The sequence below is a fragment of the Roseibium sp. MMSF_3544 genome, assembly GCF_030732845.1.
In the GTDB taxonomy this organism is placed as follows: Bacteria; Pseudomonadota; Alphaproteobacteria; order Rhizobiales; family Stappiaceae; genus Roseibium.
The window spans coordinates 211,269-236,700 of the sequence record NZ_JASHKA010000004.1 but is presented as its reverse complement, the minus strand read 5'-3'; the positions used below and the strand labels follow the sequence as shown (position 1 = coordinate 236,700).

Sequence of the window (25,432 nt, the reverse complement as noted above, 5' to 3'; positions counted from 1 at the left end):
AATGCTCTCCCGTATTCTGACAATTGCTCAACAGGAAATCCGGATCGGCATCAGAAACCGCTGGATCCTGCTGGCGACAGTGATCCTTGCGGTTTTCTCGCTTGCGCTTGCGCTCCTCGGCTCCGCTCCGGCTGGAACGCTCGGCGTCGACAGACTGACGATCACCGTCGCTTCCCTGGCCAGTCTTTCTGTCTACCTCGTTCCGCTGATCGCTCTTTTGCTCGCCTTCGATGCAGTGTGCGGTGAAATCGAGCGCGGCACCTTGCTGATGACCCTTTCTTGCCCGATTTCGCGATCTGAGTTTTTGATCGGCAAGGCGGTCGGGCATACTTTGGTGCTGGCGATCGCGCTCGTGGTGGGCTACGGCCTGACGGCCGTCGTACTCCTGGCAACGGGGACGGGGTCGCTGTCGGGGCTCGTGGATTTCGCCCGGTTGATTGGAACATCCGTTCTTCTGGGCATCTGCTTCCTGGCCATCGGCTATGTCCTCAGCGCGCTCACGCGCCAATTGGGAACCGCCGCTGCCCTGGCAATCGCTGCGTGGCTTTTCCTGGTCGTGCTTTACGACCTGGCTCTTCTGGGCGCTCTCGTCGCCAATCCAAGCGGTGTCTTTGCCTCGCAGGTCTTTCCCTATGCGGTTTTGCTGAACCCTGCCGATGCCTTCCGGCTGTTCAATCTTGCCGCTCTTGGCGCAAGCGATCTCGTTGGCGGCATGTCGGGCGTGTCTGAAACACTGCCTTTCGACCCGGCGCTCGCGCTTGTGTCGCTCATTTTGTTTGCTGGCATCGCTTTATCGGCGTCGGCTGTTCTCATCCGGAGGATTACGCCATGAAACGACGTTTCATTGCCCTTCTTGCGCTCGGTCTCCTCGTTGGGTGTCAGGACGAGGCTGAGATTATCAAACCCGCAGCCATTGCCCTGACACCTGAGGCGGCTGGGCACTATTGTCAGATGACCGTCCTGGAACATGACGGTCCCAAGGCGCAGATCCATCTGACCGGAAATCCGTTTCCCTTCTGGTTCACCCAGGTGCGGGACGCTGTTGCCTTCATGCATTCACCGGAAGAACCGAAAAACATCGCCGCGATCTATGTGAACGACATGGACAACGCAAACAGCTGGAAGGAGCCCGGTTTTGACAACTGGATCGAAGCAGAGACGGCCTGGTTTGTCGTCGACAGCAAGCAGACCGGGGGGATGGGCGCGCCCGAGACGATACCGTTCGGAACTGAAGAAGGCGCAAAGGCATTCGCTGCCGCCAACGGCGGCCGTGTCCTTCGCCTCGATGATATCCCTGTTGACTACGTTCTGGCGCCGGTCGAACTCACCTCGGCGACCGAATTGAACCAGGACGGCCCGGACGAGGCGCTGAGATGACGCTTACCAATACGCAGCGCGGGCCGGTCGGCCGAAGGCGGTTTCTCAAGATATGCGCCGCTGGTGCGGCGGGAGCATTCCTGCCGGCGTCGGCTCTTGGGGCGAAGACGATCCTGCACCGCTGGAGCGGTGTTGCACTCGGTGCTCCGGCTGAAATCAACCTGCTGGACGTGGAAGACACAAAAGCCAAAGAACTCTTCCGCAAGGTGGAAGCAGAAATCCGCAGGCTGGAACAGATTTTCAGTCTTTATCTCAAAGACAGCGAATTGGCGCGGCTGAACAGGACTGGCCGTCTGAGAGCCCCTTCGCTCGAACTCATCGAGCTTCTTGGAACGGTGCACCGGATCCACACCGCGACAGAAGGCGCATTCGATCCGACCATCCAGACGCTTTGGAGCCTCTACGCAACCGCAGCTACAACGGGTCAGCCTCCGTCATCGCGCGCTCGTGCATCAGCGCTACGGCGCACTGGTTTCGGTAAGGTGCTGTTTGATCCGTCAGAGGTCCGGTACGAGCAGCCCGGCATGGCGATGACGTTGAATGGCATCGCGCAGGGTTACATTACCGATCGCGTAGCTGCCTTGCTAACGGCCCGTGGCTACCGGAATGTCGTCGTTGATCTTGGCGAGGTATCGGCCAACGGCAATGGACCGGAGGAAACGCTCCAAGATGGCGCCGGTTGGCCGGTGACACTTCGGCCCGACCCGGCGCATCCGTCAGTGCAGGTCAAAATTCGTCTGATGGATACCGCCGCTGCCAGCTCGGCGAGAGCGGGAACGACATTCGACAGCGGCGGGACCCTGTCACACATACTCGATCCGCGGACTGGCCAGCCCGTCGAGGCTGACCTCACGGCAGCGAGCGTGATCGCTCCGACTGCCGCGCTGGCCGACGGACTTTCAACGGCTGCATTGGTGACAGGAAAAAGCTCGCTTGGCGCAGCATTGTCACAGATGCCGGCAACGAAAGCGTTTGTTGTTCATGAAAACGGAACGACGGCTTGGATGGCGTCCTAGGACCAGAAGAAAAATACCAAAAATCAGAGGCTTGCAGGCGTAAAGCTATTTGCCATCAGCTTCGTCCATCAGGCCACGAACCCATTTTGCAGCCCACCAGGTGGCCGGAATTCCGAGGGGTATTCCGAGCCAAATGGAGGTTACTGGTGAAATTGCAGGCAGCCCAAGTGAAATCCCGATCAGCCCGAGCAGGAACAGATTGATCGCAACGGCAGCTGCGGTGAACGGATAGAGCACCAAGGCAAGTTTTTTAACCGACCAGGTTGTGTCTGTGGCCATCATGCGGCTTGCCTCTTCTTTGTCGTGCGGCGCCAGCCAAGATTCCCGAAAAGTGATGCGGCAAGGCCAAATCCCGGAAAGGACCGCCGATCTGATTGCGCGCTCAGGGCACCGGAAGCCGGTGCCACATCCTGCAAGTGAGCCTCAGACGCGGCAGCACCGCCGGCAGAGGTGCTCAAGGTGGTTCGGGGCTGACTGAGCGGGTCGAAATTCCCGGTTCTCTGACGGGCAGTGCTCAGACTGTGGGCAATCAGGTCCGCAATGAAATCGGCTTCGCCGATCGCCGGGAGCTGGACACCCCTGAAGCCGCCCTCGGCAAGCGCTTGAGGAATATCTTCCGTCAAGTGCGAGCCGGTTCCGGCAAGGAACGGCAGCAGCAGTGTCCTGTCCGTGCTCACCTGCGCGACCAGAGACAAAAAAGGTTCCTGCGCCAGGAAACCCGTGTGGATCTTCTTCTTGAATGGCATCAGGCTGCGCACGCGCTTTGCAAAATAAAGCGCGCAGTCAGCGGCGGCGGGACCTGTTTCCGAGCCATGCGCCGCGATCATGATGTTGCAGGAATTCAGCGTCCAGCCGCGCTGCTCGGCCTCGCGCTTCAGCAGCTTAACCGTTCGGTGCGGAAGTCCTGGATGCAGGCCGAGCGGACTGAGCTGGTGAACCTTGCGGCCATTCAGATGTTTGGGAAGCGCCTTTTTCGTGAACCAGCCATCGGCCATGAACACCGGATACACAAATGGCTCACCGCAACACGCTGCCAATTCCTGGTCGAACACATCAGGCGCGGCGAGCGTCGCGGACCGGATTTCCCAGCCGGGAAGCTGTTGCCTGACCCGGTCGGCCAGCACTTTCAGTTGCACTTCACCTTCTTCAGGACTGGACGGCTGACCGTGCGAAACGATCAGGGCTTCAGTGACTGGTCCCTTCCGAGAAGGTGATCTTGTTCCAGACATTGTATTTTCCCGAAGGTTTTCGCATCGGCAAGCGCCGAACTTCTTCCAGGGTCTTCGCGTCGTAGACGATTACGGCGCCATCATCTTCCCAGATAGAAACAAGAGCATACGTGCCGTCGCGGGTGAATTCCACGTGAGCAACGGTCGCACCCTTTTCGGGCCGGAGCGTCTTGACGATCTCCAGAGTCTCCTTGTCGATCACATGCATGACGTCCTTGTTCGGACCGAAGAAAACATCCACCCAGACATAGGGTGAGTTTTCGTGGCTGCGCATGAAGAAACCGGGGCCCAGTGTCTCGATCCGCTTCACCGTCTTCCAGGTCTTCATGTCGATCACGGAAACCGCACCATCTTTGAGATGCGGGGTCGCCATGACGGTCGTGTCGCCGTATTTCCAGGTGATGCCAGAGCCGAGATGCGGCATTCCCGGAAGGTCTAGGTCTGCGGTCTTCTGGCCAATCACCAGATCGATGACCTGGCCGCCTTCACCGCTGCGGGATGCGCCCATCACGTATTCATAGCTTTGATCGAAGAAGAAATCGTCCAGATAGTCCGGGGTCGTGATCTTTCGCACAGGGAACGGTTTGGTGTGCGGGGCAGGACCCTCGATGCGCCAGTCATGCGCAAAGCCGTAATGAGGTGGATTGGGCCCGTAGAACACTTCCCAGATTTCCGGCACATCCTTGAGCGCCAGAACGAAACTTTCGCGCGGCGGTGCCTGGTAGACGGCCGAGATCCTGCTGGGCGTGCCGTCCTTTCCCTTCACCTCCTGAACGGCTGCAACACTCAGATCTTCGGTTGACAGGATCGTCAATGTGTTCGGCAGATAATTGGCAACCGCGATCCATTTGCCGTCGTGGCTCATGGCGATGTTGCGGCTGTTGAGACCCGCACGAACGCGTCCGACTTCCTTTAAGGAATAGAGGTCGTATTTCTGGACCCAGCCGTCGCGGGACATGATGAAAACGTAGCGGCCTTCCGGGCTGAATTTCGGCCCACCATGCACGGCAAAAGGCGTGGGGAACCGGTCGAGCGTCTCGAATGTGTCGCCGTCGAGTACGCTGACGTGATGATCCCCGGTTTCAACCGCGAGCGTGATGTTCATCGGATCAGACGACCAGACGGGCTTGTCCGTAGGCTCATAGTCTTCGTTGAGCAAGCGGCTCGCCATGATTTCCTCAGCGCCCCAGGGAGGGACGTCAGCCAGCGGTTCGTTCAGGAACGCGGAAAGCGCCTCAATCTGCTCTTCACTCATGAGTTCGCCGAAGGCCGGCATCTGTGTTGCCTCGCGGCCGTCCCGGATAACTGCGATCAAGTTGGGGCCGCGCATCCGGCGCAGCGTCTGCGGGATGAGGGCAGGTCCAATCCCGCCCAGGCGGTTGAGGCCATGGCATTCCTGACAGTTCTCTTGATAATCTGTCACAGGATCTGCAAGCGGTGCAGACACCGCCATCAGCAGCGCACTAAGCGAAACGATGAGCCGGGTCATGTCGTTTTCCTCTGAAGGGGGTGACGGTCAGGCGCTCATAAGTGTCTTCGGCGAGGCCGATCTCGTCATCGCCGAGATAGCAGGCCGGGTCTTCTGCCCAGGGATCACCGGTCAATTGAAGCGCACGGATGCGCGTGTTGCCGCCGCACACGTCTTGGAGTGCACAAGAGCCGCATCTGCCTTTCAGGGGTCTCGGCCGCGTCCTGAGCTGCGCAAGGATCGGATCGGTGCCGGTCCACAGGTCCGAGAAGCGATCCGTTTTCACGCTGCCCACGGTATAGTCGGACCAGTAGGTGTCCGGGTGGACATTGCCGAGCGTGTCGATATTGGCAACGCCCAGGCCCGAAGAGTTTCCGCCCCAGGCAACAAGATGGCTGCGGACATGATTTGCGACTTCATCGTCGAAATTCTCGCGCACCCAGTTCAGGAAATAGACCGCGTCCGCGTCGTTGTTGCCGGTGACGATATCGAGTTTCCGCCCGCCGCTAACACCGGTCCAGGCCCGGTCAAGCAAGAGATCCATGGCCCAGCGGGAGCGCTTGTGTTCCGCATCTTCGCCGCGGTTCTTGTCGCCGCGCCCTGCGTAGACCAGGTGCGAGAGGTAGAACTTGTCGACGCCTTCGTCGTCGCAAAGCTTGAGGAGGTCCGGCAGGTGCTTGTGGTTTCCTTCTGTCAGCGTGAACCGCAGTCCGACCTTGATGTCGCGGGCCCTGCATTCGCGCACCCCGCGCAAAGCATCTTCGTATGCGCCTTTGACGCCCCGGAACCAGTCGTTCGTCGCACCGATGCCGTCGATCGAAATTCCGACATAGTCGAACCCGATTTCCGCGACACGGTCGACCGCGTCGCCGTGGAGCTTCGTGCCGTTCGTTGAGAGCGCCAGCATGCGCACGAGCTTGCGGGCACGGGAGGCAATCTCGAAGAGATCACGACGGTCCAGCGGCTCGCCGCCGGACAGGATCAGGGCAGGTATCCCGAATTGCCCGAGATCCTCCAGCGTCGCCATAGCCTGTTCATGGCTTAGCTCTCCCGGGAAATCGACGTCGGCGGACACTGTGTAGCAATGCCGGCACCTGAGGTTACAGCGGCGTGTCAGGTTCCAGATCACGACCGGTTTCACCGGTCCGCTGCATCCCCGGTTGCGAACGGGCGTCGGGTTGGTGATCTGATGCATGTACTCTGAAAGACGAAACATGGTTCAACCTTTCTTGCCGCGCAGCCGCATGCCTGTTTTCTTCAGGATGCGGGTCGAGAAAAGAATGTCGCTCGCCTGGCAGGCGTTACCGAGCAGGTCCGCGACACGGTCTCTTTTGGCGAGGACTTCCTCACGACTTGCGCCGTGGACCATGGCAAAGAGATTGTAGCGCCACACCGGAAGTGCCCGCGGACGACGGTAGCAATGGGTCACAAAGGGCAGGGCACCGATCTGATCTCCAAGATCGTCGACGAGGGTGTCGTCAACGTCCCAAACCGACATGCCGTTTGCAGTCATGCCAAGGCGATAGTGATTTGGCGCTGCACCGATGCGGCGAATGACGCCTTGCTGTTTAAGCGTGTCGAGGCGTTCCAGCAGTTCGGCTTCGCCAATGCCGAGCGTTTCGGCGACCACCGCAAACGGCTGCGGCACAAGCGGCAGCCCGGCCTGCGTGGCTTCGATGATTGCCCTGTCTTTTGGGTCCAGTGTCATGCGTTCACCCGAAAGCCAACGAAAAACTCGCGCTTTTTGGGAAAGAGAAGAACTTCCAGTCCCGTATCGTGCTCGATTTCCTTGGCTGTCCTCATGATGTCGCCGCGGCTCTCAGTCGCCAGCACGAACCACATGTTCAGCTTGTGGTCCCGTTCATAGTTATGCGCGACCTCCGCGTGAGCATTGACTTTGGTTAAGACATCCTCGAAGCGGTCCTTGGGCACCGACATGGCACACAGGCAAAAGGCACCACCCAGGGCCTCGGCGTCGAAAAAGGGGCCAAAGCGCGTCAGCAGGCCGTCGTCCCGAAGCTGCCTGACCCGGTCAACGACATCCTGTTCGGACAAGCCGAGTTCCTCGCCCAGGGTGGCGAAAGGATGCGGGACCAGCGGCAGGTCGTCCTGAAGGCGATTGATCAAACGGCGGTCAAGGTCAGAAAGCGTCTCCGTCATGCAGCAGCTCCTTGTCGTGCAATCATCGCCCCGGTCTGCTTGAAACAGCGGCTCGAAAAGAGAATGCGATAAGGAACGTCTGCCAGCTCGGGCAGTTGGGATGCTTCCGTCAGTGTCTCAAGCGCCTGCTGCCGGCTTTGCGCATGGATCATGCAGTAGAGGCGATAGGGCCAGGCCCCTTCAACCGGGCGCCGCTCGTAGCAAAGGGTAACGCCGCGATGTGCCGCGAGCGCGGGACCGGCCTGGTCGATGCGCTCCGATGTTATGTCCCAGACCACCATGGCGTTGGAGCGCCACCCGAGGGCGCGGTGACGGACAATCACACCGAGGCGGGAGATGATCCCTGCCTCTTGGAGTATCGAGATCCGTTCAAGAACGTCGTTTTCGCTCCGGTCCAGCGTTTCGGCGATCTTAAGGTAAGGCCTCTCGGTCAACGCCATACCGGTAGTGAGCGCCTGCAGGAGATCGTTGTCACCCTCCTGCAGGTGCTCCTTCCGAACCGGCCGGGGCGCGATTGGCCGGTCCATCTCTCCGTTCAGTCTGAATCCGAGATCGACATTGAACGGTCTGACAAGGCGAAGGTCGAGAACACGCAGCCCGGTCTGCATCTCGATATCCTTCAGAACTCCGTCGACATGGGCCCTGTCGGGACCGGTTGCGACAAACCAGAGGTTCCAGTGGTTTTCTCGTTCGTAGGAATGATTGACACCGGGCTGATCGCCGACAATTTCCGCGACGTTTTCGAGCGCTTCAACGGGGACGGCGAGGGCGGCAAGCGTGCTCGCCGAAACGGTGTTGGGCGCGCATGTTGCCCCGACCCGTGTGACACGGCCGGACGCTCTCAGGATCTCGAGCCTTCTGATGACCTCCGGTTCACCACAGCCCAGGTCCCGGCCAATCCGGGCGAAAGGGCGAGGTTCAATGGGTAGGTCACGTTGCCAATCGTCCAGCAGCTTCAGATCAAGTGGGTCGCCGATCCGTTTCATGGCTCAAAGTCCCGTTCTGTGTGCCCGCGACGTAAAGAAGATCCCCGACGGGCTTTCCGCGTCGATTTCTCCGCGCTTTTCGAACGTTCTGGTGTCGTAGATCATGACTTTTCCTGCGTCGCGCACGGACACCCAGACCTCGTGACCACGCGGCGTGAATTCCATATGCAGCACAGCCTTGCCCGGCTTGAACTCGTGGACGATCTCCTTGGAAACCGTATCGATCACCTGAATGGTGTCGTTGAGCGGGTGGGCGAAATTTACCCAGACCTGTCTGCCGTCAGGTCGGGACATGGCAAAGACAGGTTGCCCGTAAGTGTCGGTTCGTCCGGTCTCTGACAGGTCATTGGCGTCGATCCAGAGCACTTGATGATGTCCGACGGCCGGAAGCACGAATTCCTGCCCGGCACGCGCCCAGCCTTCCAGATGCGGCATCTTGTAAACCGGCATGTCTTCCTGGCCGCGGCCGTATTCCGGCAGCACCCGGATCGGTTTCGGCTCAGGATCCCACAGATCGATCGCCGTCAGCCCATCCTCGCCAAACAGACCGGTGATGTAGAGGCGGCCGTCTCCGGTGATCAGCGCGTCGTAGGGGTTGACGCCGATATCCATGATCTTGGTGACCTTCGCTTCCCCGGACGCCAGATCCGCGATCCAGGTTTCACCATCATCCCAAAGCGTGAACACGAACTTCCGCCCGGGTGCATCCACAAGCCCGATCGTTTTCGAGCCGGTCGGAATATCGGCAACCAGATCCAGCGTATCGGCATCGAAGATGCGGACGCCGCCCGGCTCGTAGTTTGAAACCGCGACCAGGGCCCCGTCATCCGAGATCGCTCCGCCGATGGCGTTGCCGGATTGTACGACGCGGTTGACGATTTGTTGCGTCGTGATGTCGACCTTTGTGAGGCCACCGTCGCGGCCAAAGACGTAGGCAAACCTCTGGTCAGGCGAATACACGAGGCTCGCGTGGGAAAGATCCCCGAGACCCTCGATCCTGGTGATGGCAGCGCGTTCAGACTGGTCGACGAGGAGAAGAGACCCGCTCGCGCGCTCCACCACCAGGCCAAGGTCACCGGTGGCGACGATTGTTTCAGCTTGCAGAGGTCCGGTCAGAGCGGCTCCGGCCATCGCGATTGCAAGAAAGGCGCTTTTGAAAGCCTTCATTTCAGTTCTCCCTGCAACAGATATTCGGCGATCTTCTCTGCATCGGCTTCGCTCATCAGCGGCCGCCAGGGCGGCATGGCGGTTTCCGGGATGCCGTCCAACACGACGGTGGATAGGGTTTCGATGTCATAGTGGGACAAGGACCCAGGCCTGATATCCGGTCCAAGGCCGCCCTTGAGGGTGAGGCCGTGGCACGAGCCGCAGTCCTGATGGACAAGATTGATCAGCTCTGCAGCCGGGCTGGTCTCTTCCGCCAATGCCGGCGTGCAGCACAAGATGCCGATTGCGAGCAGCCTAAGCATGAGCCTGCTGCCCGACCGTGAGCGCTTCGGCAGGGGCGGTCATCAGGTCTGCATCGTAAATTGGCCACTCGGTGCTGAGCGTGACCACCTTGCCGATCACAAAGAGCACGGGTGCCTTGAGACCGGCCTCGCGCACATCAATTGCAATCCTGCCGAGCCTTGAAAACAATTTGCTTTCGCGCGGTGTGGTCGCCTGAGCGACCGCCATGACCGGGGTTTTGTCGCTCAAGCCTTCAGCGACAAGGCGCATCGCGATCTGACCGATATTAGCAACGCCCATGTAGACAACGAGCGTGGTGTCAGCACAGGCGAGACTGCTCCAGTCCAGGTCCAAAGATCCATTGGCTTGCCGGTGACCGGTGACATAGCGTACGCCTGTCGCCAGACCCCGATGGGTGAGGGGAACACCGCTCACGCAGGCCGCACCTTGTGCTGCGGTGATGCCGGGAGCGTAGTCAACGCACACACCGTTTGCCTGCAGATATGCGGCTTCTTCCGAGCCGCGGCCAAAGATCAGCGGATCGCCGCCCTTGAGGCGCGCCACGGTCAGACCTTGCTGCGCGAATTCGCACAGAATTTCGTTGATCCGTTCCTGGGGCACCGGATGATTTTCGGGGGACTTGCCGACTGAAACCAGCTGCGCACCAGCCGGGGCCAGGGCCAGGATTTCAGCGGAAACCAGCCGGTCGTAGACGACCACGTCTGCGTCCTGCAACATGCGTACCGACTTGAGGGTCAGCAATTCAGGATCGCCTGGGCCGGCTCCGATGAGAAAGACTTTGCCAGTCATGAAAGACCTCGCTCTCCTGAAAACTCGATGGCTTATGGTCACTCATTTCGCGCCGGGTCTGCTTGATTATTGTCAAGGGTCCCGGTTCTTTTTGATCAGAATTTAATTGAGATAAATCATGGTGTTACGGTCACTGTGCCGATCATCTCCTGCGTTTCCCAGTGGGGTCCGCACAGGTATGTCTGCGGGTCGCCGGCGGTCAGGAAGGTGAACTCGAAAGCTTCTTCGGGAAAGAGCCGGTCCGACTCGGGCACACCTTCATCCTTGAGGATCACGCTGTGGCTGGTTCGCTTGTCGACATTCACCCAGCGCACGGTCGTGCCAACAGGTACGCTGAGGTCTTCCGGGCAGAATTTGTACTTGTACATGGTGACGACTGTTACGCCTTCTTCTTGCGAAGACGGGTGGCCGAACATGTCGACATAGCGTTCTTCCGCTTCGGCGCAGACTGCGGCGGTGTCTTCGTCGGCTGCGACAGCAGGAATGGCGATCATTAGTGAAAGCAAAACAGCGGGAAAACGGAACCTGTTCAGCGACATGCGATTTCTCCCTCGTTCATGAAGAGCGCGACCGGTCTTCCGGCCGCGCTACTGGCTACTGTTTGGTCACGTTGATCTGGGCCGTGTCATCGTCGAGCGCGAGACTGGTGTCGAACGTCACGTGGTGGAACCGTGCCGCTGCGAAGTCGTCGTGGATCGCGAACCCGACTGTGTAGGTCTTGCCCGGCTCCAACGGAATGTCACCAGGTGCGCCGGAGTTAAGCGGACGCGAGAACACAACTGTCCATACCCCGCCTGACAGGCTGGCTTCGGCCGAGATGTCGCCGTCATTCGCGACCCTGCGTTCCAGGAGGTAGCCATTGGTTGACGAACCGTCCGCATAGACCCGGAGCAGATCCAGGAAGGTGCCGTCGGCCAGAAGCTGGTCGATTTCCTCGGCTGGCTTCAGCTTGTCCCAGCCACCCTGGGCCTTGCCGCGACGTCCCTTGACTTCGACCTTGGTCCGGCTTTCGGTCAGGTATTTGGTGATCGTGTCCTTGGCCTCGAGCTGTGCCGCAACGTCGGCATTTGCAGCGATCGCCTCGGCGCCCGGATCAAACGGCATGTAGGTGTTGTCCGCGTGACAAGAGGCCCAGCACCCGGTGGTTTCACCCATTTCGATGCCTGTACCGGCAATCATCATGGCGACCTTGATCTGGTTATCCGGATCCATCTTGCCGCCGTCGACAAACGGGGCAGGGTTATGTCCGGCATCCGGCCATTGCATGCGCACGTAAAGGGTCTCGTCGTCATGAGCGGCCTGGATCGTTGCAGCAATCGTGCCGCGCTTGCCCGGGATCGGTGTCGGCTCGATCTCGCCGCCGGCGACGATTTTTGTTCCGATCGCCTCCACTTCCTTTTCGTGACAGGTCGTGCAGGCGTCACCTCCCTTGGTGAGCGGACGTGCGCCGCCATGGGTCTTGCCGTTCTGTACCCATTCGAAAGAGGCCTGCCCGGGATAGAAGAGGGTTAGGTCCGTTGCTGCGACCGTTGACCAGTCGACATTCGGCGCGACACTGCCACCTTCAGAATTTGCGCTCTCACTTGCCGCAGCGCCTTCCGCCTTGGCCCGTTCTTCCGCCACAGCAGCTTCGACAGCTGCCGCGATTTGGGACTGCACAGCTTCCTGCTGAGCTTTCTGAGCGCCCTTTGCCGCAGCCGCTTCTTCAGCTTCCTTGGCTTCGACGCGGGCAAGGCTTGCCATATATTCCTGCGGAATTTCCCGAATGAAACCGGGATGCGGTGCTTCGAGTTCTTCCAGATATTCCTCTTCGGCGCGGTCGCGCAGATCCGAGTGGGCAATACCCTTGTGGCAGTCGATACAGGTCTGACCGTTCGACATGGCGTTCAGGTGCTGCTGGCGCGCACGCGGTTTCTGGAACTCGGGCATCATCGATTCAAAGTCGTGGCAGTTCCGGCATTCACGCGAATCGTTGGCCTTCATGCGCTCCCACTCATTCATTGCGAGTGCAAGCCGCTTGGCTTCGAACTTTTCAGGCGTGCTGATGGTGCCCATCACCTTGCCGTAGAGTTCCTTGGTCGCCTGCACCTTGCGGATGATCTTGTGGGTCCAGTCCTTCGGCACGTGGCAGTCGGAACAGCTTGCACCGACCCCGGACCGGTTCACGTCGTGAATCGTGCCTTTGTATTCTTCGTAGACGTAGTCGCGCATCTCGTGACAGGAGATGCAGAATTGCTTGGTATTCGTAGCTTCCATTGCGGTGTTGAAACCGCCCCAGAAGATGATCCCGCCGGCAAACGCAACCGCGACACCTCCGATGGGCATTCCCCAAAGAAGATATCTGCGCCAGATCGGCTTTTTCTTGTCACCTTGGTTGCTCTCGGTCATGTCCAGGCTCCGTAGTGGATGTCCCTGCAGCCCTTATTTCCAGGCTGTCAGCGATCGCAGTGCGGATGCGGGGAGCATTTGCGTTGTTGCGGGCGACCTTCAGTCGATGCAGTCCCTTCACCGCGGGCAATTGAGAAGGGCGGGCGCCGTGCCCGCCCTTCGTCTTGCTTGCTCACATCAGGTGACGTGGTTCGAACGGTTATAGACGTTGAATTTGCCGGTCGGGGCGTAGAGGCCCTTGACCCGTGCTTTCTCTTCAAGCGTCTTGGAATCGAAGATCACGATCTCGCCGTTCGGTTCTTTCGAGGTCGAGCGGTTCCACTTGGAGACCCAGACTTCAGATCCGTCCTGGTTGAACTCGATGTGGACAGCGACGTTACCTTCCTCTTCGGTAATCTGGATCGTTTCCACGATCTCGCCGGTTTCCTTCGAGAACACCTGAACGGACTGCTGGACATCCGGTTCCGGATGCTTGGTCTGGTCAGCCCAGACGTACTCCGAATTCGGGTGTGTCCGGATGAAGAGACCAGCACCGTCGGTCTCGACCTCGTAGCAGACTTTCCAGGCCTGGTCCGGATGGCCGGCCGGGTCATTGCCCCAGACAGTTACCGTACCTTCACCCAGGTGGGTTGTGCCGCCGACCGGGCCGCAATTCGGGTCAACCCAGTTGGCGCCAGGGCCGGGGTGCGGCAGGGCGGCAGTATCGATCAACGCTTCAAGCTTGTGCGTTTCCGTATCGACCACAACCATCTTGTTCGACGCGTTCGCGGCGATCTGGAAGTAGCGGCCGGTCGGATCGAAGAAGCCGTCATGCAGGTACTTGGCAGAATCGATCTTGTCGATGCGCAGGTTGTCGAGGTCGGAATAGTCGACCTGCCAGAGCTGGCCGAGTTCCTTGACCGCGACGATCCAGGTCGGTTCGTTCGGCGTTGTGTAGATGGCTGCCACACGGCTTTCTTCCACATATTCGCCATCGACGTTGACGCCGCGGGTGGAGACGACTTTCTTCGGCTCCATGGTTTCCGCGTCGACAATCGCGAAATGAGGCGGCCAATAACCACCACCGATCACGTACTTGCCGTCGCCGGAGACGGCCACGTCACGGGCGTCGTAGGCGATCTTAACTTCCGCAACCAGCATGTTCTCCGGGTTCTGCCAGAGATCGATCTTGGTCATCTTGCCGTCGCGGCCCATGGTGTACCAGAAGCGGCCGGGATGCTCAGGCTCTGTGATCGCATGGTGCTCGGAAGCCTTCAGAACGTGCACGGCATAACCGGTGGGAATGTGCGCCAGCACTTCCTTGGTGTCACCGTCCACGACCGCGACCTTGCCCACGTCACGCTCGATGACGACGAAGAAGTTCTCCCAGTTCCGGCCATGCAGCGGCTCGGTGGGGTAATCCTCGGGCTCGACATAGACCTTGCGGGTCGCTTCCATCTGCGCCAGGGACATTTCCGGCGGTGTTGGCGGCTCCATCATGATGTAGGTCGACATGTCCTTGATTTCCTGCTCGGTCATGATGTCCGAGAAGTTGTTCATGCCGCCTTCGGTGCCCCAGGAAATGATTTTCTCAAGCCTTTCCTGACCCAGCTGCAGCGTACCGCCTTCTGTGACGGTGCCGTCCGCAGCGGTTTTCTTCCACTTCGGCTCAAGGTTCTTGCCTGTAGCGCCCTTGCGCAGGACGCCATGGCAGCCCGCGCATCTTTCGAAATAGAGCTGTTTGGAACTCTCGAAGGCCTCCTCGCTCAAGGTAGGACCCTCAGCAAAGGCAGGCGCCGATACGCTGCCCATCAGCAGCGCAAGGCAGGTCGCTAACGCGTAGCCTGTCCCTTTTATCTTCCTTGGATGTGACATTCTCCAAACTCCAAATGCTGGTGAGGCATTCGCGAGTCTGCGCAATCGCCGCAAGGCTTCCTTGACTTTCGTTAAGACGGTCCCGCCCGACGCGGTCTTGTGAAGGCAATCGATGCAGTCAATCGACTGAGAGGATTCGTATGTATCTGTAATTAAATGAGTATTTAGAATTTTAAACTTTTTCTGGACCGCTTTGTCGCATCGAACGGCGCGGGAACCTTGCCACGTTCAGAGCGGCTTGACTTTGGTTAAGGAAACAAGCGTTCGCGCTGTCACCCTCAAGGCTACGATCAACTCGGGGGAAAGGAGCGCGCGATGCGCGAAGTCATGACCAAAAGCATGGCCCGAAACATATTCTATGGCGGGTCACTGTTCTTCATCATCATCTTCCTGGGGCTTTCGGTCCACAGTCACTTCTACATCACCGGGACGTCGACCGACCACGCCGGCATTACCGAAAGTGTGGCTGCCGGCAAGCGCGTCTGGGAAGACCACGCCTGCATCAACTGCCACACCATTTTGGGCGAGGGCGCTTATTACGCGCCGGAGGTCGGCAACGTAATGACGCGTTGGGGTGTCCTGGAAGATCCGGATGCTGCTTTCGAAACGCTGAAGGGGTGGATGGAGTCCATGCCAACCGGCATCGAGGGCCGCAGGCAGATGCCTAATTTCGACCTGACGGACGAGGAAATCCGCGACCTCGCGAACTTCCTGATCTGGACCGACAAGATCGACGCCCAGGACTGGCCGCCGAACGAAGCCGGCTGATCCGAAAGCAAGAGGAACAAGAGATGAAATACGAATCACAAAAGGTCGCCCTGGCGTATTTCGCCGTCGCCCTGGCTCTCTTTGCCGTCCAGGTCCTCGGTGGATTGCTGGCTGGCTGGATCTATGTTCAGCCGAACTTTCTGTCTGAACTTCTGCCGTTCAACATCGTCCGGATGTTGCACACAAACAGCCTGATCGTCTGGCTTCTGCTCGGCTTCTTCGGCGCTGCCTATTTTCTCATTCCGGAGGAAGCCGAACGCGAACTGCACTCGACCAAGCTGGCTTATCTGCAGCTTGCGATCCTCGTGCTCGGCACGCTCGGTGTGGTCGTCACCTATGTCTTCAACCTGTTTGAAGGCAACTTCCTGCTCGGCAAGGAAGGGCGCGAGTTCATCGAACAGCCCAAATGGGTCAAGCTGGGTATCGTCGTCGCCGCACTGATGTTCCTTTACAACGTCACCATGACGGTGCTGAAGGGCAAGAAAACCGCGATCACGAACATCCTGCTTCTCGGGCTATGGGGCCTGGCACTTCTGTTCCTGTTCAGCTTCTACAATCCGAGCAACCTGTCTCTCGATAAGCAATACTGGTGGTACATCGTCCACCTTTGGGTTGAAGGTGTCTGGGAACTGATCATGGCCTCGATCCTGGCCTACCTGATGCTGAAGCTGACGGGCGTCGACCGGGAAGTGGTTGAGAAGTGGCTCTACGTCATCGTGGCGGCCGCGCTCTTCTCCGGTATCCTGGGGACTGGTCACCACTATTACTGGATCGGTACACCCGGTTACTGGCAATGGATCGGCTCGATCTTCTCCTCGCTGGAAGTCATTCCGTTCTTCGCAATGATGGCGTTCGCATTCGTCATGGTCTGGAAGGGCCGGCGTGACCATCCGAACAAGGCCGCCCTGCTGTGGTCGCTCGGCTGTGCAACGCTCGCCTTCTTCGGTGCCGGTGTCTGGGGCTTCCTGCACACGCTGCATGGGGTCAACTACTACACGCACGGAACGCAGATCACGGCGGCACACGGTCACCTGGCCTTCTTCGGTGCCTACGTTTCGCTGAACCTGGCGATCATCACCTACGCCATGCCGATCCTGCGCAACCGGGAGCCCTACAATCAGGTGCTCAACATGGCCTCGTTCTGGCTCATGTCCAGCGGCATGGCGTTCATGACCTTCGTCCTGACCTTCGCCGGAACCATTCAGACCCACCTGCAACGGGTCAACGGCGAGTACTTCATGGACGTGCAGGACCAGATCGCCCTGTTCTACTGGATGCGCTTCGGGTCCGGTGCCTTCTTCGTGGTCGGTGCGCTGCTCTTCATCTATGCGATTGCAGTGCCCAGGCGCGAAGTGATCGAACCCGGTGAAGCCGCCAACATGCCTGCGGAGTAATGATCATGGAAGGTTCCATCTCATTGGCAAAGGGGGCGGCCTCCGCCCCTTTCTACCTGCCTCAGGGCGATGAATGCGCGGTGTTCGAGGCAGCTTACAAAAACGGCTTGCCGGTGCTTCTCAAGGGGCCGACGGGATGCGGAAAGACCCGCTTCGTTGCCCATATGGCCGCCAAGCTTGGCCGGAAACTCTACACCGTTGCTTGCCACGACGACCTGTCCGCAGCCGACCTGATTGGTCGCTATCTGCTCAAAGGCGGTGAAACGGTCTGGGTTGACGGGCCGCTCACGCGGGCGGTCCGCGAAGGGGCCATCTGTTATCTCGACGAAGTCGTTGAGGCACGCAAGGATGTCACGGTTGTTCTGCATCCGCTGACGGATGACCGCAGGACGCTCCCGATCGACCGGACCAGCGAAGAACTGGCGGCGGCGCGGGGCTTTATGCTGGTCGCTTCCTACAACCCAGGTTACCAGAACATCCTGAAAACGCTGAAACCTTCGACACGGCAACGCTTCATTTCGCTTGAATTTGATTTTCCTCCGGTTGATCTCGAAACCGAGGTTGTTGCGGAAGAAAGCGGTCTGGACAGGGACAGGGTCCTCGCGCTCGTCCGGCTGGCCGGAAAACTCAGAGCCCTCAAGGGACAGGACCTGGAAGAGGGGGTTTCCACCCGCCTGGTTGTTTATGCAGCCACCCTGATCGCTCAGGGCATGCCGGTGGACCGCGCCGTTCTTGCGGCGATGATCGAACCGCTGACGGACGATGAAGACGTGAAACGCGGGCTCCTAGATCTTGTCACGGCCGTGTTTGGGTGAGGCCAGACCGATGGGCAGGATCGACTTCGAGCCATGGGAACCCGAAGAAACGGTCGGGAAACTGTGGCACGCATTTGCAAGCCGCCTGGATGCACCTGAGGTGCATCATGGAGCCGCGGTCGACCTCGCAGAGGTTGGCGGGCGGCTTGCTGTGCTTTTCCGGGGACTGGGCGGGAGCCACAGTGTTGACGTTCGCCCGGTCTCCGAAGAAGTCTCGCGCCACCGCCTCGGTTTTCTGAGGCGGCTCGGCACGGAGGCAGAAAGTGTGCCCCAGGCAAGCTTCGACGGAGAGACGCTTCGCTTGCCCGAGACTTTGGCGGTCTTTCCATTCCGGGAAGCGAATGCCGCGCTTTATGTCTGGTTGACAGCAATGGCAGCGAACGCGCCGGAGCATGAGCTGGAAGACGACAAGCTGCGGGCGGATTTGAGGGCCTTGCAACTGGTTGGAAAAACCGTTCGCGATACTTTGGAGGCAGCGCCCGGGCTTCGTCCGCTCTATTCCGAATTGCGTCACGGTGCGCTCGCGCTGCGCGCGGATGCGTCTCTGACGCCAATGGAAGCGCGTGTTGAAAAACTCGTCCGCCACCTGCTCGGCGATCCGTCGCCGCTTTCAGCTGACATCGAGGAGCTAAAGGGAGCGCTCGAAGCTGGAGACCTGTCGGCTTTCGCAGCGCCCAGAAATTATCTCCCTTTCCGTCCTGTTCCGATTTGGCCGCGCCTGCGCGACGTTGTCTTTTCGACAGGAGATGCGGTGGAAAACCGCGATACAGAGGGAACCCCGGAAGAGGCGACCGGTAAAACGGTGCGCGCAAGACGGCGCAAGGCCGATCAGGCCGAACGCAAGGACAGCCTGATCCTGCACAAGTTCGAAGCGATCCTGAGCTGGACAGAGTTTTTGAACCTCAACCGCCGGGTCGATGATGACGACAACGACAATGCAAAGAAGGCTGCCGAGGATCAGGAAGAAATCGGCTTGGGACAGATTTCCAAGGCTCCTGCAACGCGCCTGAAGCTGCATTTGGATCTGGCCCCCGAAGATGTCGACAGGGAAAGGCTGTCCGGCAAGATCCTTTATCCGGAGTGGGACACACGCACCGGAAAGTATCTTCCGGACCATGTCTGCGTCCTCACCAGTGTTGCAGATGCCGATCCGGACCAGGATATCGTAGCGCAGGATCCGCGCGCCGCGCGCCGGATCAGGGCCGTAAAGCGTCAATTCGAGGCACTGCGGCCCGGAAGGGTTACCACCCGCGGTCACCTGGAAGGCGACGGTCTCGATATGGATGCGGCGGTTCGTGCTCAGGTGGAGCGGATTGCCAGCGGTGCCGGCAACGACCGGATCTGGTTGCAGACCCGGCCCGAGGCGCGGGATCTTGCCGTCTCTATTCTCCTGGATGTGTCCCGCTCAACGGAGAGTGCAGTGACGGGGCGAGCCGTCATCGACATCGAACGCGAGGCGCTCACGGCGCTTGCCTGGGGTCTCAATGCCTGCGGTGATGATTTTGCCATTTCAGCCTTTTCCTCACTGAAGCGACACCGGGTCTATGTGCAAAACTGCAAGCGGTTCGATGAACCGATGTCGCTGACCGTTGAGCATCGCATCAGCGGCTTGAAACCGGGATTTTACACGCGTCTTGGCGCCGCGATGCGCCACGCGTCCAAAGAGCTCGAGACCCAGTCCCGCAAGCGCAAGCTGTTGCTTGTGATCACTGATGGCAAACCGAATGACCTCGACCACTATGAAGGCCGGCACGGCATCGAGGACACGCGCATGGCTGTAAGGGAAGCCAGACGCTGCGGCCAGGCAGTTTTCGGCGTCACCATCGACAAGTCGGCGAAATCTTGGTTTCCGCGGCTGTTCGGGCAGGGGGGCTTTGCCCTGATCCCGCACCCGGACAAGCTGACCCAGGCGCTGCCCCAGATTTATCGCCAGCTTGTCGGGGCGTAGGCAGGAACGGATGCTGACCTCATCTTTTGTCACCACTCCCATTGGGAGAGGTCGGCCTGAAAGGACGGGTGGGGGGCAGACGCCTCAGGTTTGTTCCTTCGCCCTGGCCCTCTCCCCATGGGAGTGGTAACCCGATGAATAACCGCGCAGAAACACCGCACAAGAGTACGCTCGACGACTTGCCGGGCGATCTGATGATGTGGGTCCTGATCGCGAGCGAGCTTCTGGTCTTCGGCGCGGGGCTGGCTGCGTTTCTGGGCGTCAGGATCACGGATCCGGACGGGTTTTCTGCTGCCAAAAGCGCGCTTCATCCCACTCTAGCCGGCGTCAACACGATTGTTCTGATCACCAGCGGTTTCTTCGCTGCGCGTGCACTTGATCTGGTTGATCGCGGCAAGCAGTCAACGGTCAGGTGGAACCTTGTCTTTGCAGCGTCTCTCGGAGCTGTCTTCCTGGCCATCAAAACGTATGAATATGCAGATGTTGCCGGCCAGGGTATTTCCACAGAAACCCACCCGTTCTTTACCTTCTACTATCTGCTGACAGGTTTTCACGCGCTGCATGTTGTTGCAGGCATTGTGATCCTGGCCTTGATTTTCTGGAAACCTGCGCTGCGCAATGTCGAAGTCGGGACCGCCTTTTGGCATATGGTCGACCTCGTCTGGGTGCTTTTGTTTCCGGTGATCTACCTGCTGGCGTGAGGCGGACATGAGTGCCGACAAAACCACACGCGCCTGGATCAGCCTGCTTTTGTTGAGTGGGGTTTCCGTCGTGATCGCCACGGGCGCAACCGAGACACTGGGCGTGGCCATAACCGGGGCGCTGGTCTTGATCTTCGCCTGGATGAAGGCCCGGGTTGTGCTCGCCCGTTATCTCGGGCTCTGGCAAGCGCCTGCCTGGCTGTCCGGCTTCAACTGGGCGCTTGGGCTGTTCTGTTTGCTGCTCCTTGGGCTTTTTTTGATCCCGGAAATAGGGGCCTGACTGAAGCGGCGAGGGCAGCAAAGCACTTTTGATCCAGACCCGTCAGATCAACCTTTGTGCCAGGCCTCGACTGGGTCGGTCTCGGAGAATTCGCGCAGTCTTTCTATGTTGTCGATCTCCGCGTGGTTACGGTTGATGTGCACCCCGACGGTCTTCAGTTTCGAAAAGGAACGCGACAGGCTTTCAGGTTTCATCCCAAGCCGCCCGGCGATCAGGAATTTGTCATAGGGCAGCGTCACGACACAGCCACCGTCATTGCAATCACACAGTTCCAACAAGAACTCCGCGACACGTTGAGGGCCGGTCTGCGCCTTGAGTTGTTCAAGCTGCGAGACAAGGGAGTGCAGGTGCGCAAAGGTCGATGCGAGCACCGAAACTGCAATCTCCGGATCCTTGCGCATGGCCTCCAACAGCGCCGAGCTTGGAATGCGCATGACTTCACAGGCGGACACCGCCTCTGCCGACACCGGATAAGCGTGGCCGCGGAAGGCAACCGCTTCACCGAAACTCTCTCCCTTGGCGAAGACATTCACCACGGCTTCGCCGCCATTGGGCGCGATCCGGTAAAGTTTGACCCAGCCCTCTGTCACAATGTGAATGGCATGTGCAGTTTCGCCTTGTAGGAATAAGGTTTCACCGCGGTCGTATTCGCGCCAGCTCGACATCCGGAGGATCATGTCCTGAATGTCCGGCGAAAAACTTTTCAGCAACAGCGAGTTTTCCGCAATCTTCCTGCGGCGTTCGTTCGGCATTTTACGAACTCCTTCTCAGGCTCAACGACGAGCCTGCCCCTCCCTCAATCTGTAATTTTCGACAATATCAGACCGGCCGGGAATGCAATTTGCTCCTGATCAAACAGGGCATGAATTTCCAGGCCTCGACCAATGGTATGCAATGGTTGGTGTCACTGCGGTGCGATTGGCGGAAAATGAGTCCGTGCCTAGCTCTCGGCACTATTGTCTTCCGGTTTCAGTTCGAAGACTTCTATGGCGTCTTCGTACCCCTTGATATGGGCGTCGCCCGCCGAACGGACCTTAATGCGGCCTTCAACGCGCTTGGCGAGTTCGGCGCTAACCAGGATGCTGGTTTTCTTTTCCCGGTTAAGACCTTCCAGCCGGGAAGCGAAATTGACCGTATCCCCAAGCGCTGTGTAGTTCAGCCGGTCGGAACTGCCCACGTTGCCGACGATGGCCTCGCCGGCGTGAAGGCCGATACGGGTCCTGAGCGGGAGAATGTCCTCGTCCGACCAGGTGTCCGTCTCGGCCTTGCAGGCCTCGATGACCGCAAGCGCAGCGCGGCAGGCTTTCACCGGGTGGTCTTCAACCAGGTTCGGCGCGTTCCAGAATGCCATGACCGCGTCGCCGATGAATTTGTCTATCGTTGCCTCGTGCTCCAGAAGCGTCTGCGTCACGACTTCGAAATACCGTGACATCCGGTTCATGACCTCCTCAGGCGGAAGCTTCGACGACATGGCGGTGAAGTTCTCGATATCCATGAAAAGGATCGTGACATCCCGTTTCTCGCCGCCCGGCTCGGGAAGCTCCTGCCGCTTGATCATCTGCTGAACGAGCGCTTTCGGCACATATCTGCCAAAGGTCATAAGGGACGTGCGCATCTGGTCCAGTGCGGTTTCCAGCTGGAAAACCTCGTTGACGACGGACGAGCGCGCAAACGGCTTGTCGAGATCGAAGTCTCGGATGCGCTGTGTGCCCTTTGCCAGCGTCTTGAGGGGGCGCGACAGGGAGCGCGAGACGAGCCAGACAAGGGGGATGCTGCACACCGCAATGAGCGCCGAGACAAGAATCGTTCGGCGCGAAGCACGGGTGATTTCACCGATCACTTCGCGAGACGGCATGGCGATTGCGAGATTCTCGCGCTCACCGGCACCAAGTCCGATCGCGGATATGTGCGTCATCCAGGGATGCCCGCTGACGTCAATGGTCTTGATCGCATCCCGGTCGGGGCTGCGCACCTGGTCCTGCAGCGCGGCAAGGGCCGCATATCGGTTATCACCCTCGGCACTGTCCTTCAGCGAGGAATGGGCGAGCAGCGTGCCGTCATGACTGATGATCGCCAGCACGCCGGTCTTTGCCTGAGGCTCCGAATCCAGAAACGAACTGAGATCCGACAGGGTAATGTCGACGCCGACGACACCCTTTGCATGCCTTTTGCTCACGGTCAGGCCCGGCCGTTTCGACCCGGTGAACATATAGACATCCGTGCGCTCCACGAACGGACTGTCGATGGCCAGCTCGTACCAGGGCCGCTCGCGAGGATCGTACGAAATCTCGTCTTCGTTCGAGTTTGTGTGCAGTGTGACGCTGTTCTCATCCAAAAACCGGTCGATCTGGATCGGACGCTCACGTTCTCCCCGGAGGATGACCTGCTCGCGAAAGACCGTGCCCTCCGGCGCGCCCAAGTCTTCCAGTCGGCTTTCCGGTAACGTGCGCGTGGCTCCCACCAGGTAGTAGCTGCCGTCTTCGTAGCCGATATAGATATTTGCAATCTGCGGCATGGCGGACAGAAACGAAATCAGCCGCTTGCGCGCCGGGTGCCCGCTCGCTTTCGGTTCGACATTGACGTCGAGCCAATCGCCCGAATATTGCGCAATGGCATTGATCGGCGCGATCAGGGACGCGGTCTGCAGCCGGACGACTTCGGCAGACCGTTCCATGAGTTCGCGGCCGGCCGTCAGAGCCGATGCCCGGTTGGCATAGTGCGTATAGGTAATGATCGTTGCTGCCAGCGCCAGGGCAACGCTCAAGGTCACTGTGAACAGACTGACAGTTATGGAAAATCTTGAAAGTGGTTTCATCGGCCCCGTGACGCGCGCCTGATATTGGCGCTAGCTGTCCAAGCTATTGGCCTGACTGGGCCTTTGCAAGAGCGGGAAGGGGTGTCGAACCACGCAAGCAACAGGAGATTTTCACTCTTTGCCGCTGGATTTTGTTGGTCGGGCAGGCCGGATTTGAACCGACGACCCCTTCACCCCCAGTGAGTGGCGGGATATCAAAAGTCGCAGAAAACAGCCAAACTTGTTTCCAGAAATCCAAGGAAGGTTCCGGTCTGTTCCGGAGTTTCATTGCAGTTTCATTGCGGGCAAGAAATGGCTTGGGTTGCATGATTGCCACCACCAAAGCCGTAGTTCTGTTTCCTTTACCCATTGTGATTGCACCTGCGGTGTCTGAAACAGACTTTTCGCTGGTCTAAGGTCCAACAAGGGCGCAAACCGCGAATTCTCTGCGATCTAGTCGTTTGTCCGCAATGGGGCCGGGCGCTGAGTGTTGGATTGGCAAAGCAGACGTCGCAACCAAGCCTGCAAGCCTGGAGAAATATTCTCCTAACTGGTGGCCCAAATGCCTTAAACCTCGTTTTCGAGGCCAAGCAGACTTTCTCCGCCAACTCTTCATTCCGCGTTGGCTGCGCTGCGCAGGGCTTTGATGACGTCATCGCGGGTCAGAAGATCCATTTCGATCAGTGCGTCGACAAAGAGTTTTCCTTCTGCCTCCGCTTCCTTCACGATTTTGGACACTTGGGCGTAGCCGAGTTGGGGCACGAAAACCGTTGCAAGGGCGGATGAGGCCAGGAGGTTTTCTAGGGCTTGTTCCTTCAGCGCCTGGACTCCGGAAATACACTTGTCGGCGAAGATGCGGCTGCCCCTGGTCAATAGGTCCATGCTGTCGAACATGCGCGATGCGATCACCGGTTCAAAGTGATTGATTTCGAGCTGGCCGCCAAGCGAAGCAAGCGAAACCGCCGCGTCATTGCCGACGACGGCATAAGTGACCTGCTGCATCATCATAGGAAGGACGGGATTGATCTTGCCTGGCATGATCGAGGAACCGGGTTGGACCGCTGGAAGCCTGATCTCGCCGATGCCTGATTTCGTCCCAGATGACAGGATGATCAGGTCGAGGCTGATTTTTCCGATTACCTCGGCGGCAATACGGAACTCCGAAGATACGCGGGCGAAGCTGTCGGAATTCTGCATGCCATCGAACATGTTCTCCGACGGCCTCAGTCTCGTACCCACGTCTTCAGACAAGTGCCGGTAAACGGCCGCTTTGTAGCCGGGCCGGGCGCCCAGTCCGGTTCCGATTGCCGTGCCGCCGAGTGGCAGGACTTCCAGATCTTTTGTTGCTTTGAGAATTTTGTCCCGCGCGCGGAACAGCGCTGCTGAATAGCCGCCGAATTCCTGACCTAGCGTCATAGGTTGCGCGGCCTGCATGCAAGTCCGTCCAATTTTCAGCACATCGGCGAATTCGTCCGACTTGGCTTGAAGCGCCTCGGCTAAATAGCCGAGCGACGTGATGAGTGCAGGTGCCTTTTCAAGGACCGCGAGCTTGACGGCGGAGGGAATGACATCGTTCGTCGACTGGCCGGCATTAACGTGATCGTTGGGATTGATCACATCATACTGCCCGGCCTGGTGATCCAAAATCTGTAAGGCCCGGTTGGCGATGACTTCGTTCGTGTTCATGTTGATCGAAGTGCCGCCCGATCCTTCCAGAAGGTCGACAACAAACTGATCGTGGTGTCGTCCCTCCAGGACTTCGTTGCAGGCGGTAACGATGGCGTCCCGCAACGCGGGTTCGAGAGCACCGATGTCGCAGTTGGCCTTCGCGGCTGCCTTCTTGATGTATGCGAGCGCGCGGATAAAGGCCGGTTCATTGCCGATTTTTAGCGGCGAAATGTCGAAATTTTCCGTGGCTCTCAGCGTGTTGACGCCGTAGAGCGCGGCCTCGGGCAGTTCGCGGGTGCCGATGCTGTCAGTTTCAAGCCGGGCCAT

At 59.0% G+C, this 25,432-nt stretch carries 25 protein-coding genes and 1 pseudogene; 9 read left to right on the top strand and 17 right to left on the bottom strand.

The window, feature by feature from the left end; genetic code table 11:
* Position 1: 1 nt before the first annotated feature.
* From RBB47_RS07870 to RBB47_RS07860, 3 genes are read left to right on the top strand one after another with little or no spacing between them, the layout of a single operon-like run.
* Positions 2-832, top strand: a complete 831-nt coding sequence (locus RBB47_RS07870; protein ID WP_305985218.1) for an ABC transporter permease — start codon at positions 2-4, stop codon at positions 830-832.
* A complete protein-coding gene (locus RBB47_RS07865) occupies positions 829-1,377 on the top strand; it encodes a nitrous oxide reductase accessory protein NosL (protein ID WP_305985217.1) in 549 nt (182 codons plus the stop codon). Before RBB47_RS07870 ends, RBB47_RS07865 begins: the two co-directional genes overlap by 4 nt.
* Positions 1,374-2,393, top strand: a complete 1,020-nt coding sequence (locus RBB47_RS07860) for an FAD:protein FMN transferase (RefSeq protein WP_305985216.1) — start codon at positions 1,374-1,376, stop codon at positions 2,391-2,393. Before RBB47_RS07865 ends, RBB47_RS07860 begins: the two co-directional genes overlap by 4 nt.
* 45 nt (positions 2,394-2,438) lie before the next feature.
* On the opposite strand, the gene RBB47_RS07855 is transcribed toward RBB47_RS07860, so the two are convergent.
* The 14 genes and pseudogenes from RBB47_RS07855 to RBB47_RS07790 form a co-directional block, all read right to left on the bottom strand.
* On the bottom strand, positions 2,439-2,675 hold the full coding sequence (locus tag RBB47_RS07855) for a hypothetical protein (RefSeq protein WP_305985215.1): 237 nt from the start codon (positions 2,673-2,675) through the stop codon (positions 2,439-2,441).
* A complete protein-coding gene (locus RBB47_RS07850; protein ID WP_305985214.1) occupies positions 2,672-3,622 on the bottom strand; it encodes a sirohydrochlorin chelatase in 951 nt (316 codons plus the stop codon). Before RBB47_RS07850 ends, RBB47_RS07855 begins: the two co-directional genes overlap by 4 nt.
* Positions 3,579-5,111 (bottom strand): nitrite reductase, encoded by a 1,533-nt coding sequence (locus tag RBB47_RS07845; RefSeq protein WP_305985213.1) that lies wholly within the window; start codon positions 5,109-5,111, stop codon positions 3,579-3,581. Before RBB47_RS07845 ends, RBB47_RS07850 begins: the two co-directional genes overlap by 44 nt.
* Positions 5,086-6,306, bottom strand: a complete 1,221-nt coding sequence (gene nirJ, locus RBB47_RS07840; protein ID WP_305985212.1) for a heme d1 biosynthesis radical SAM protein NirJ — start codon at positions 6,304-6,306, stop codon at positions 5,086-5,088. The genes RBB47_RS07845 and nirJ overlap by 26 nt, the downstream gene beginning before the upstream one ends.
* A 3-nt stretch (positions 6,307-6,309) precedes the next feature.
* Positions 6,310-6,798 (bottom strand): Lrp/AsnC family transcriptional regulator, encoded by a 489-nt coding sequence (locus RBB47_RS07835; protein WP_305985211.1) that lies wholly within the window; start codon positions 6,796-6,798, stop codon positions 6,310-6,312.
* On the bottom strand, positions 6,795-7,250 hold the full coding sequence (locus RBB47_RS07830; RefSeq protein WP_305985210.1) for an Lrp/AsnC family transcriptional regulator: 456 nt from the start codon (positions 7,248-7,250) through the stop codon (positions 6,795-6,797). Before RBB47_RS07830 ends, RBB47_RS07835 begins: the two co-directional genes overlap by 4 nt.
* The gene (locus RBB47_RS07825) at positions 7,247-8,236 is read right to left on the bottom strand and encodes an Lrp/AsnC family transcriptional regulator (protein ID WP_305985209.1); all 990 of its coding nucleotides are present in this window, start codon (positions 8,234-8,236) and stop codon (positions 7,247-7,249) included. Before RBB47_RS07825 ends, RBB47_RS07830 begins: the two co-directional genes overlap by 4 nt.
* Before the next feature lie 3 nt (positions 8,237-8,239).
* Entirely contained in the window at positions 8,240-9,403 is a 1,164-nt protein-coding gene (locus RBB47_RS07820; RefSeq protein ID WP_305985208.1) for a cytochrome D1 domain-containing protein, read from the bottom strand.
* Positions 9,400-9,705 carry a cytochrome c gene (locus tag RBB47_RS07815; RefSeq protein WP_305985207.1) on the bottom strand — a complete coding sequence of 102 codons (306 nt, stop codon included), beginning with the start codon at positions 9,703-9,705 and terminating at the stop codon, positions 9,400-9,402. The genes RBB47_RS07820 and RBB47_RS07815 overlap by 4 nt, the downstream gene beginning before the upstream one ends.
* Positions 9,698-10,495, bottom strand: coding sequence for a uroporphyrinogen-III C-methyltransferase (gene cobA, locus RBB47_RS07810; protein WP_305985206.1), 798 nt, complete (start codon positions 10,493-10,495; stop codon positions 9,698-9,700). The genes RBB47_RS07815 and cobA overlap by 8 nt, the downstream gene beginning before the upstream one ends.
* A 116-nt stretch (positions 10,496-10,611) precedes the next feature.
* Positions 10,612-11,034 carry a plastocyanin/azurin family copper-binding protein gene (locus RBB47_RS07805; RefSeq protein ID WP_305985205.1) on the bottom strand — a complete coding sequence of 141 codons (423 nt, stop codon included), beginning with the start codon at positions 11,032-11,034 and terminating at the stop codon, positions 10,612-10,614.
* A gap of 55 nt (positions 11,035-11,089) precedes the next feature.
* Positions 11,090-12,238: an ethylbenzene dehydrogenase-related protein gene (locus RBB47_RS07800; RefSeq protein ID WP_305985395.1), complete on the bottom strand. Its 1,149-nt coding sequence runs from the start codon at positions 12,236-12,238 to the stop codon at positions 11,090-11,092.
* Positions 12,239-12,328: 90 nt separating this feature from the next.
* Positions 12,329-12,820 (bottom strand): annotated as a pseudogene (locus RBB47_RS07795) (NapC/NirT family cytochrome c); the annotation flags it as partial.
* A 240-nt stretch (positions 12,821-13,060) separates the two neighbouring features.
* On the bottom strand, positions 13,061-14,737 hold the full coding sequence (locus tag RBB47_RS07790) for a cytochrome D1 domain-containing protein (protein ID WP_305985204.1): 1,677 nt from the start codon (positions 14,735-14,737) through the stop codon (positions 13,061-13,063).
* 315 nt (positions 14,738-15,052) lie between these two features.
* On the opposite strand from RBB47_RS07790, the gene RBB47_RS07785 reads away from it, so the two are divergent.
* The 6 genes from RBB47_RS07785 to RBB47_RS07760 all read left to right on the top strand — a co-directional run bounded on the left by RBB47_RS07785 (position 15,053) and on the right by RBB47_RS07760 (position 20,643).
* Positions 15,053-15,505, top strand: a complete 453-nt coding sequence (locus RBB47_RS07785; RefSeq protein WP_305985203.1) for a cytochrome c — start codon at positions 15,053-15,055, stop codon at positions 15,503-15,505.
* A 23-nt stretch (positions 15,506-15,528) separates the two neighbouring features.
* Positions 15,529-16,899 (top strand): cbb3-type cytochrome c oxidase subunit I, encoded by a 1,371-nt coding sequence (locus RBB47_RS07780; protein WP_305985202.1) that lies wholly within the window; start codon positions 15,529-15,531, stop codon positions 16,897-16,899.
* Between the two features lie 5 nt (positions 16,900-16,904).
* Positions 16,905-17,714 (top strand): CbbQ/NirQ/NorQ/GpvN family protein, encoded by an 810-nt coding sequence (locus RBB47_RS07775; RefSeq protein WP_371932755.1) that lies wholly within the window; start codon positions 16,905-16,907, stop codon positions 17,712-17,714.
* A gap of 10 nt (positions 17,715-17,724) precedes the next feature.
* Positions 17,725-19,662, top strand: a complete 1,938-nt coding sequence (locus RBB47_RS07770; RefSeq protein WP_305985200.1) for a nitric oxide reductase activation protein NorD — start codon at positions 17,725-17,727, stop codon at positions 19,660-19,662.
* A 134-nt stretch (positions 19,663-19,796) separates the two neighbouring features.
* Positions 19,797-20,363, top strand: coding sequence for a cytochrome c oxidase subunit 3 (locus tag RBB47_RS07765; protein ID WP_305985199.1), 567 nt, complete (start codon positions 19,797-19,799; stop codon positions 20,361-20,363).
* 7 nt (positions 20,364-20,370) lie between these two features.
* On the top strand, positions 20,371-20,643 hold the full coding sequence (locus RBB47_RS07760; RefSeq protein WP_305985198.1) for a hypothetical protein: 273 nt from the start codon (positions 20,371-20,373) through the stop codon (positions 20,641-20,643).
* 47 nt (positions 20,644-20,690) lie between these two features.
* Here RBB47_RS07760 and RBB47_RS07755 read toward each other — a convergent pair whose 3' ends face one another.
* The 3 genes from RBB47_RS07755 to RBB47_RS07745 form a co-directional block, all read right to left on the bottom strand.
* Entirely contained in the window at positions 20,691-21,395 is a 705-nt protein-coding gene (locus tag RBB47_RS07755; RefSeq protein ID WP_305985197.1) for a Crp/Fnr family transcriptional regulator, read from the bottom strand.
* Between the two features lie 188 nt (positions 21,396-21,583).
* Entirely contained in the window at positions 21,584-23,458 is a 1,875-nt protein-coding gene (locus RBB47_RS07750; protein ID WP_305985196.1) for an adenylate/guanylate cyclase domain-containing protein, read from the bottom strand.
* Positions 23,459-24,049: 591 nt separating this feature from the next.
* Positions 24,050-25,432: an aspartate ammonia-lyase gene (locus RBB47_RS07745; protein WP_305985195.1), complete on the bottom strand. Its 1,383-nt coding sequence runs from the start codon at positions 25,430-25,432 to the stop codon at positions 24,050-24,052.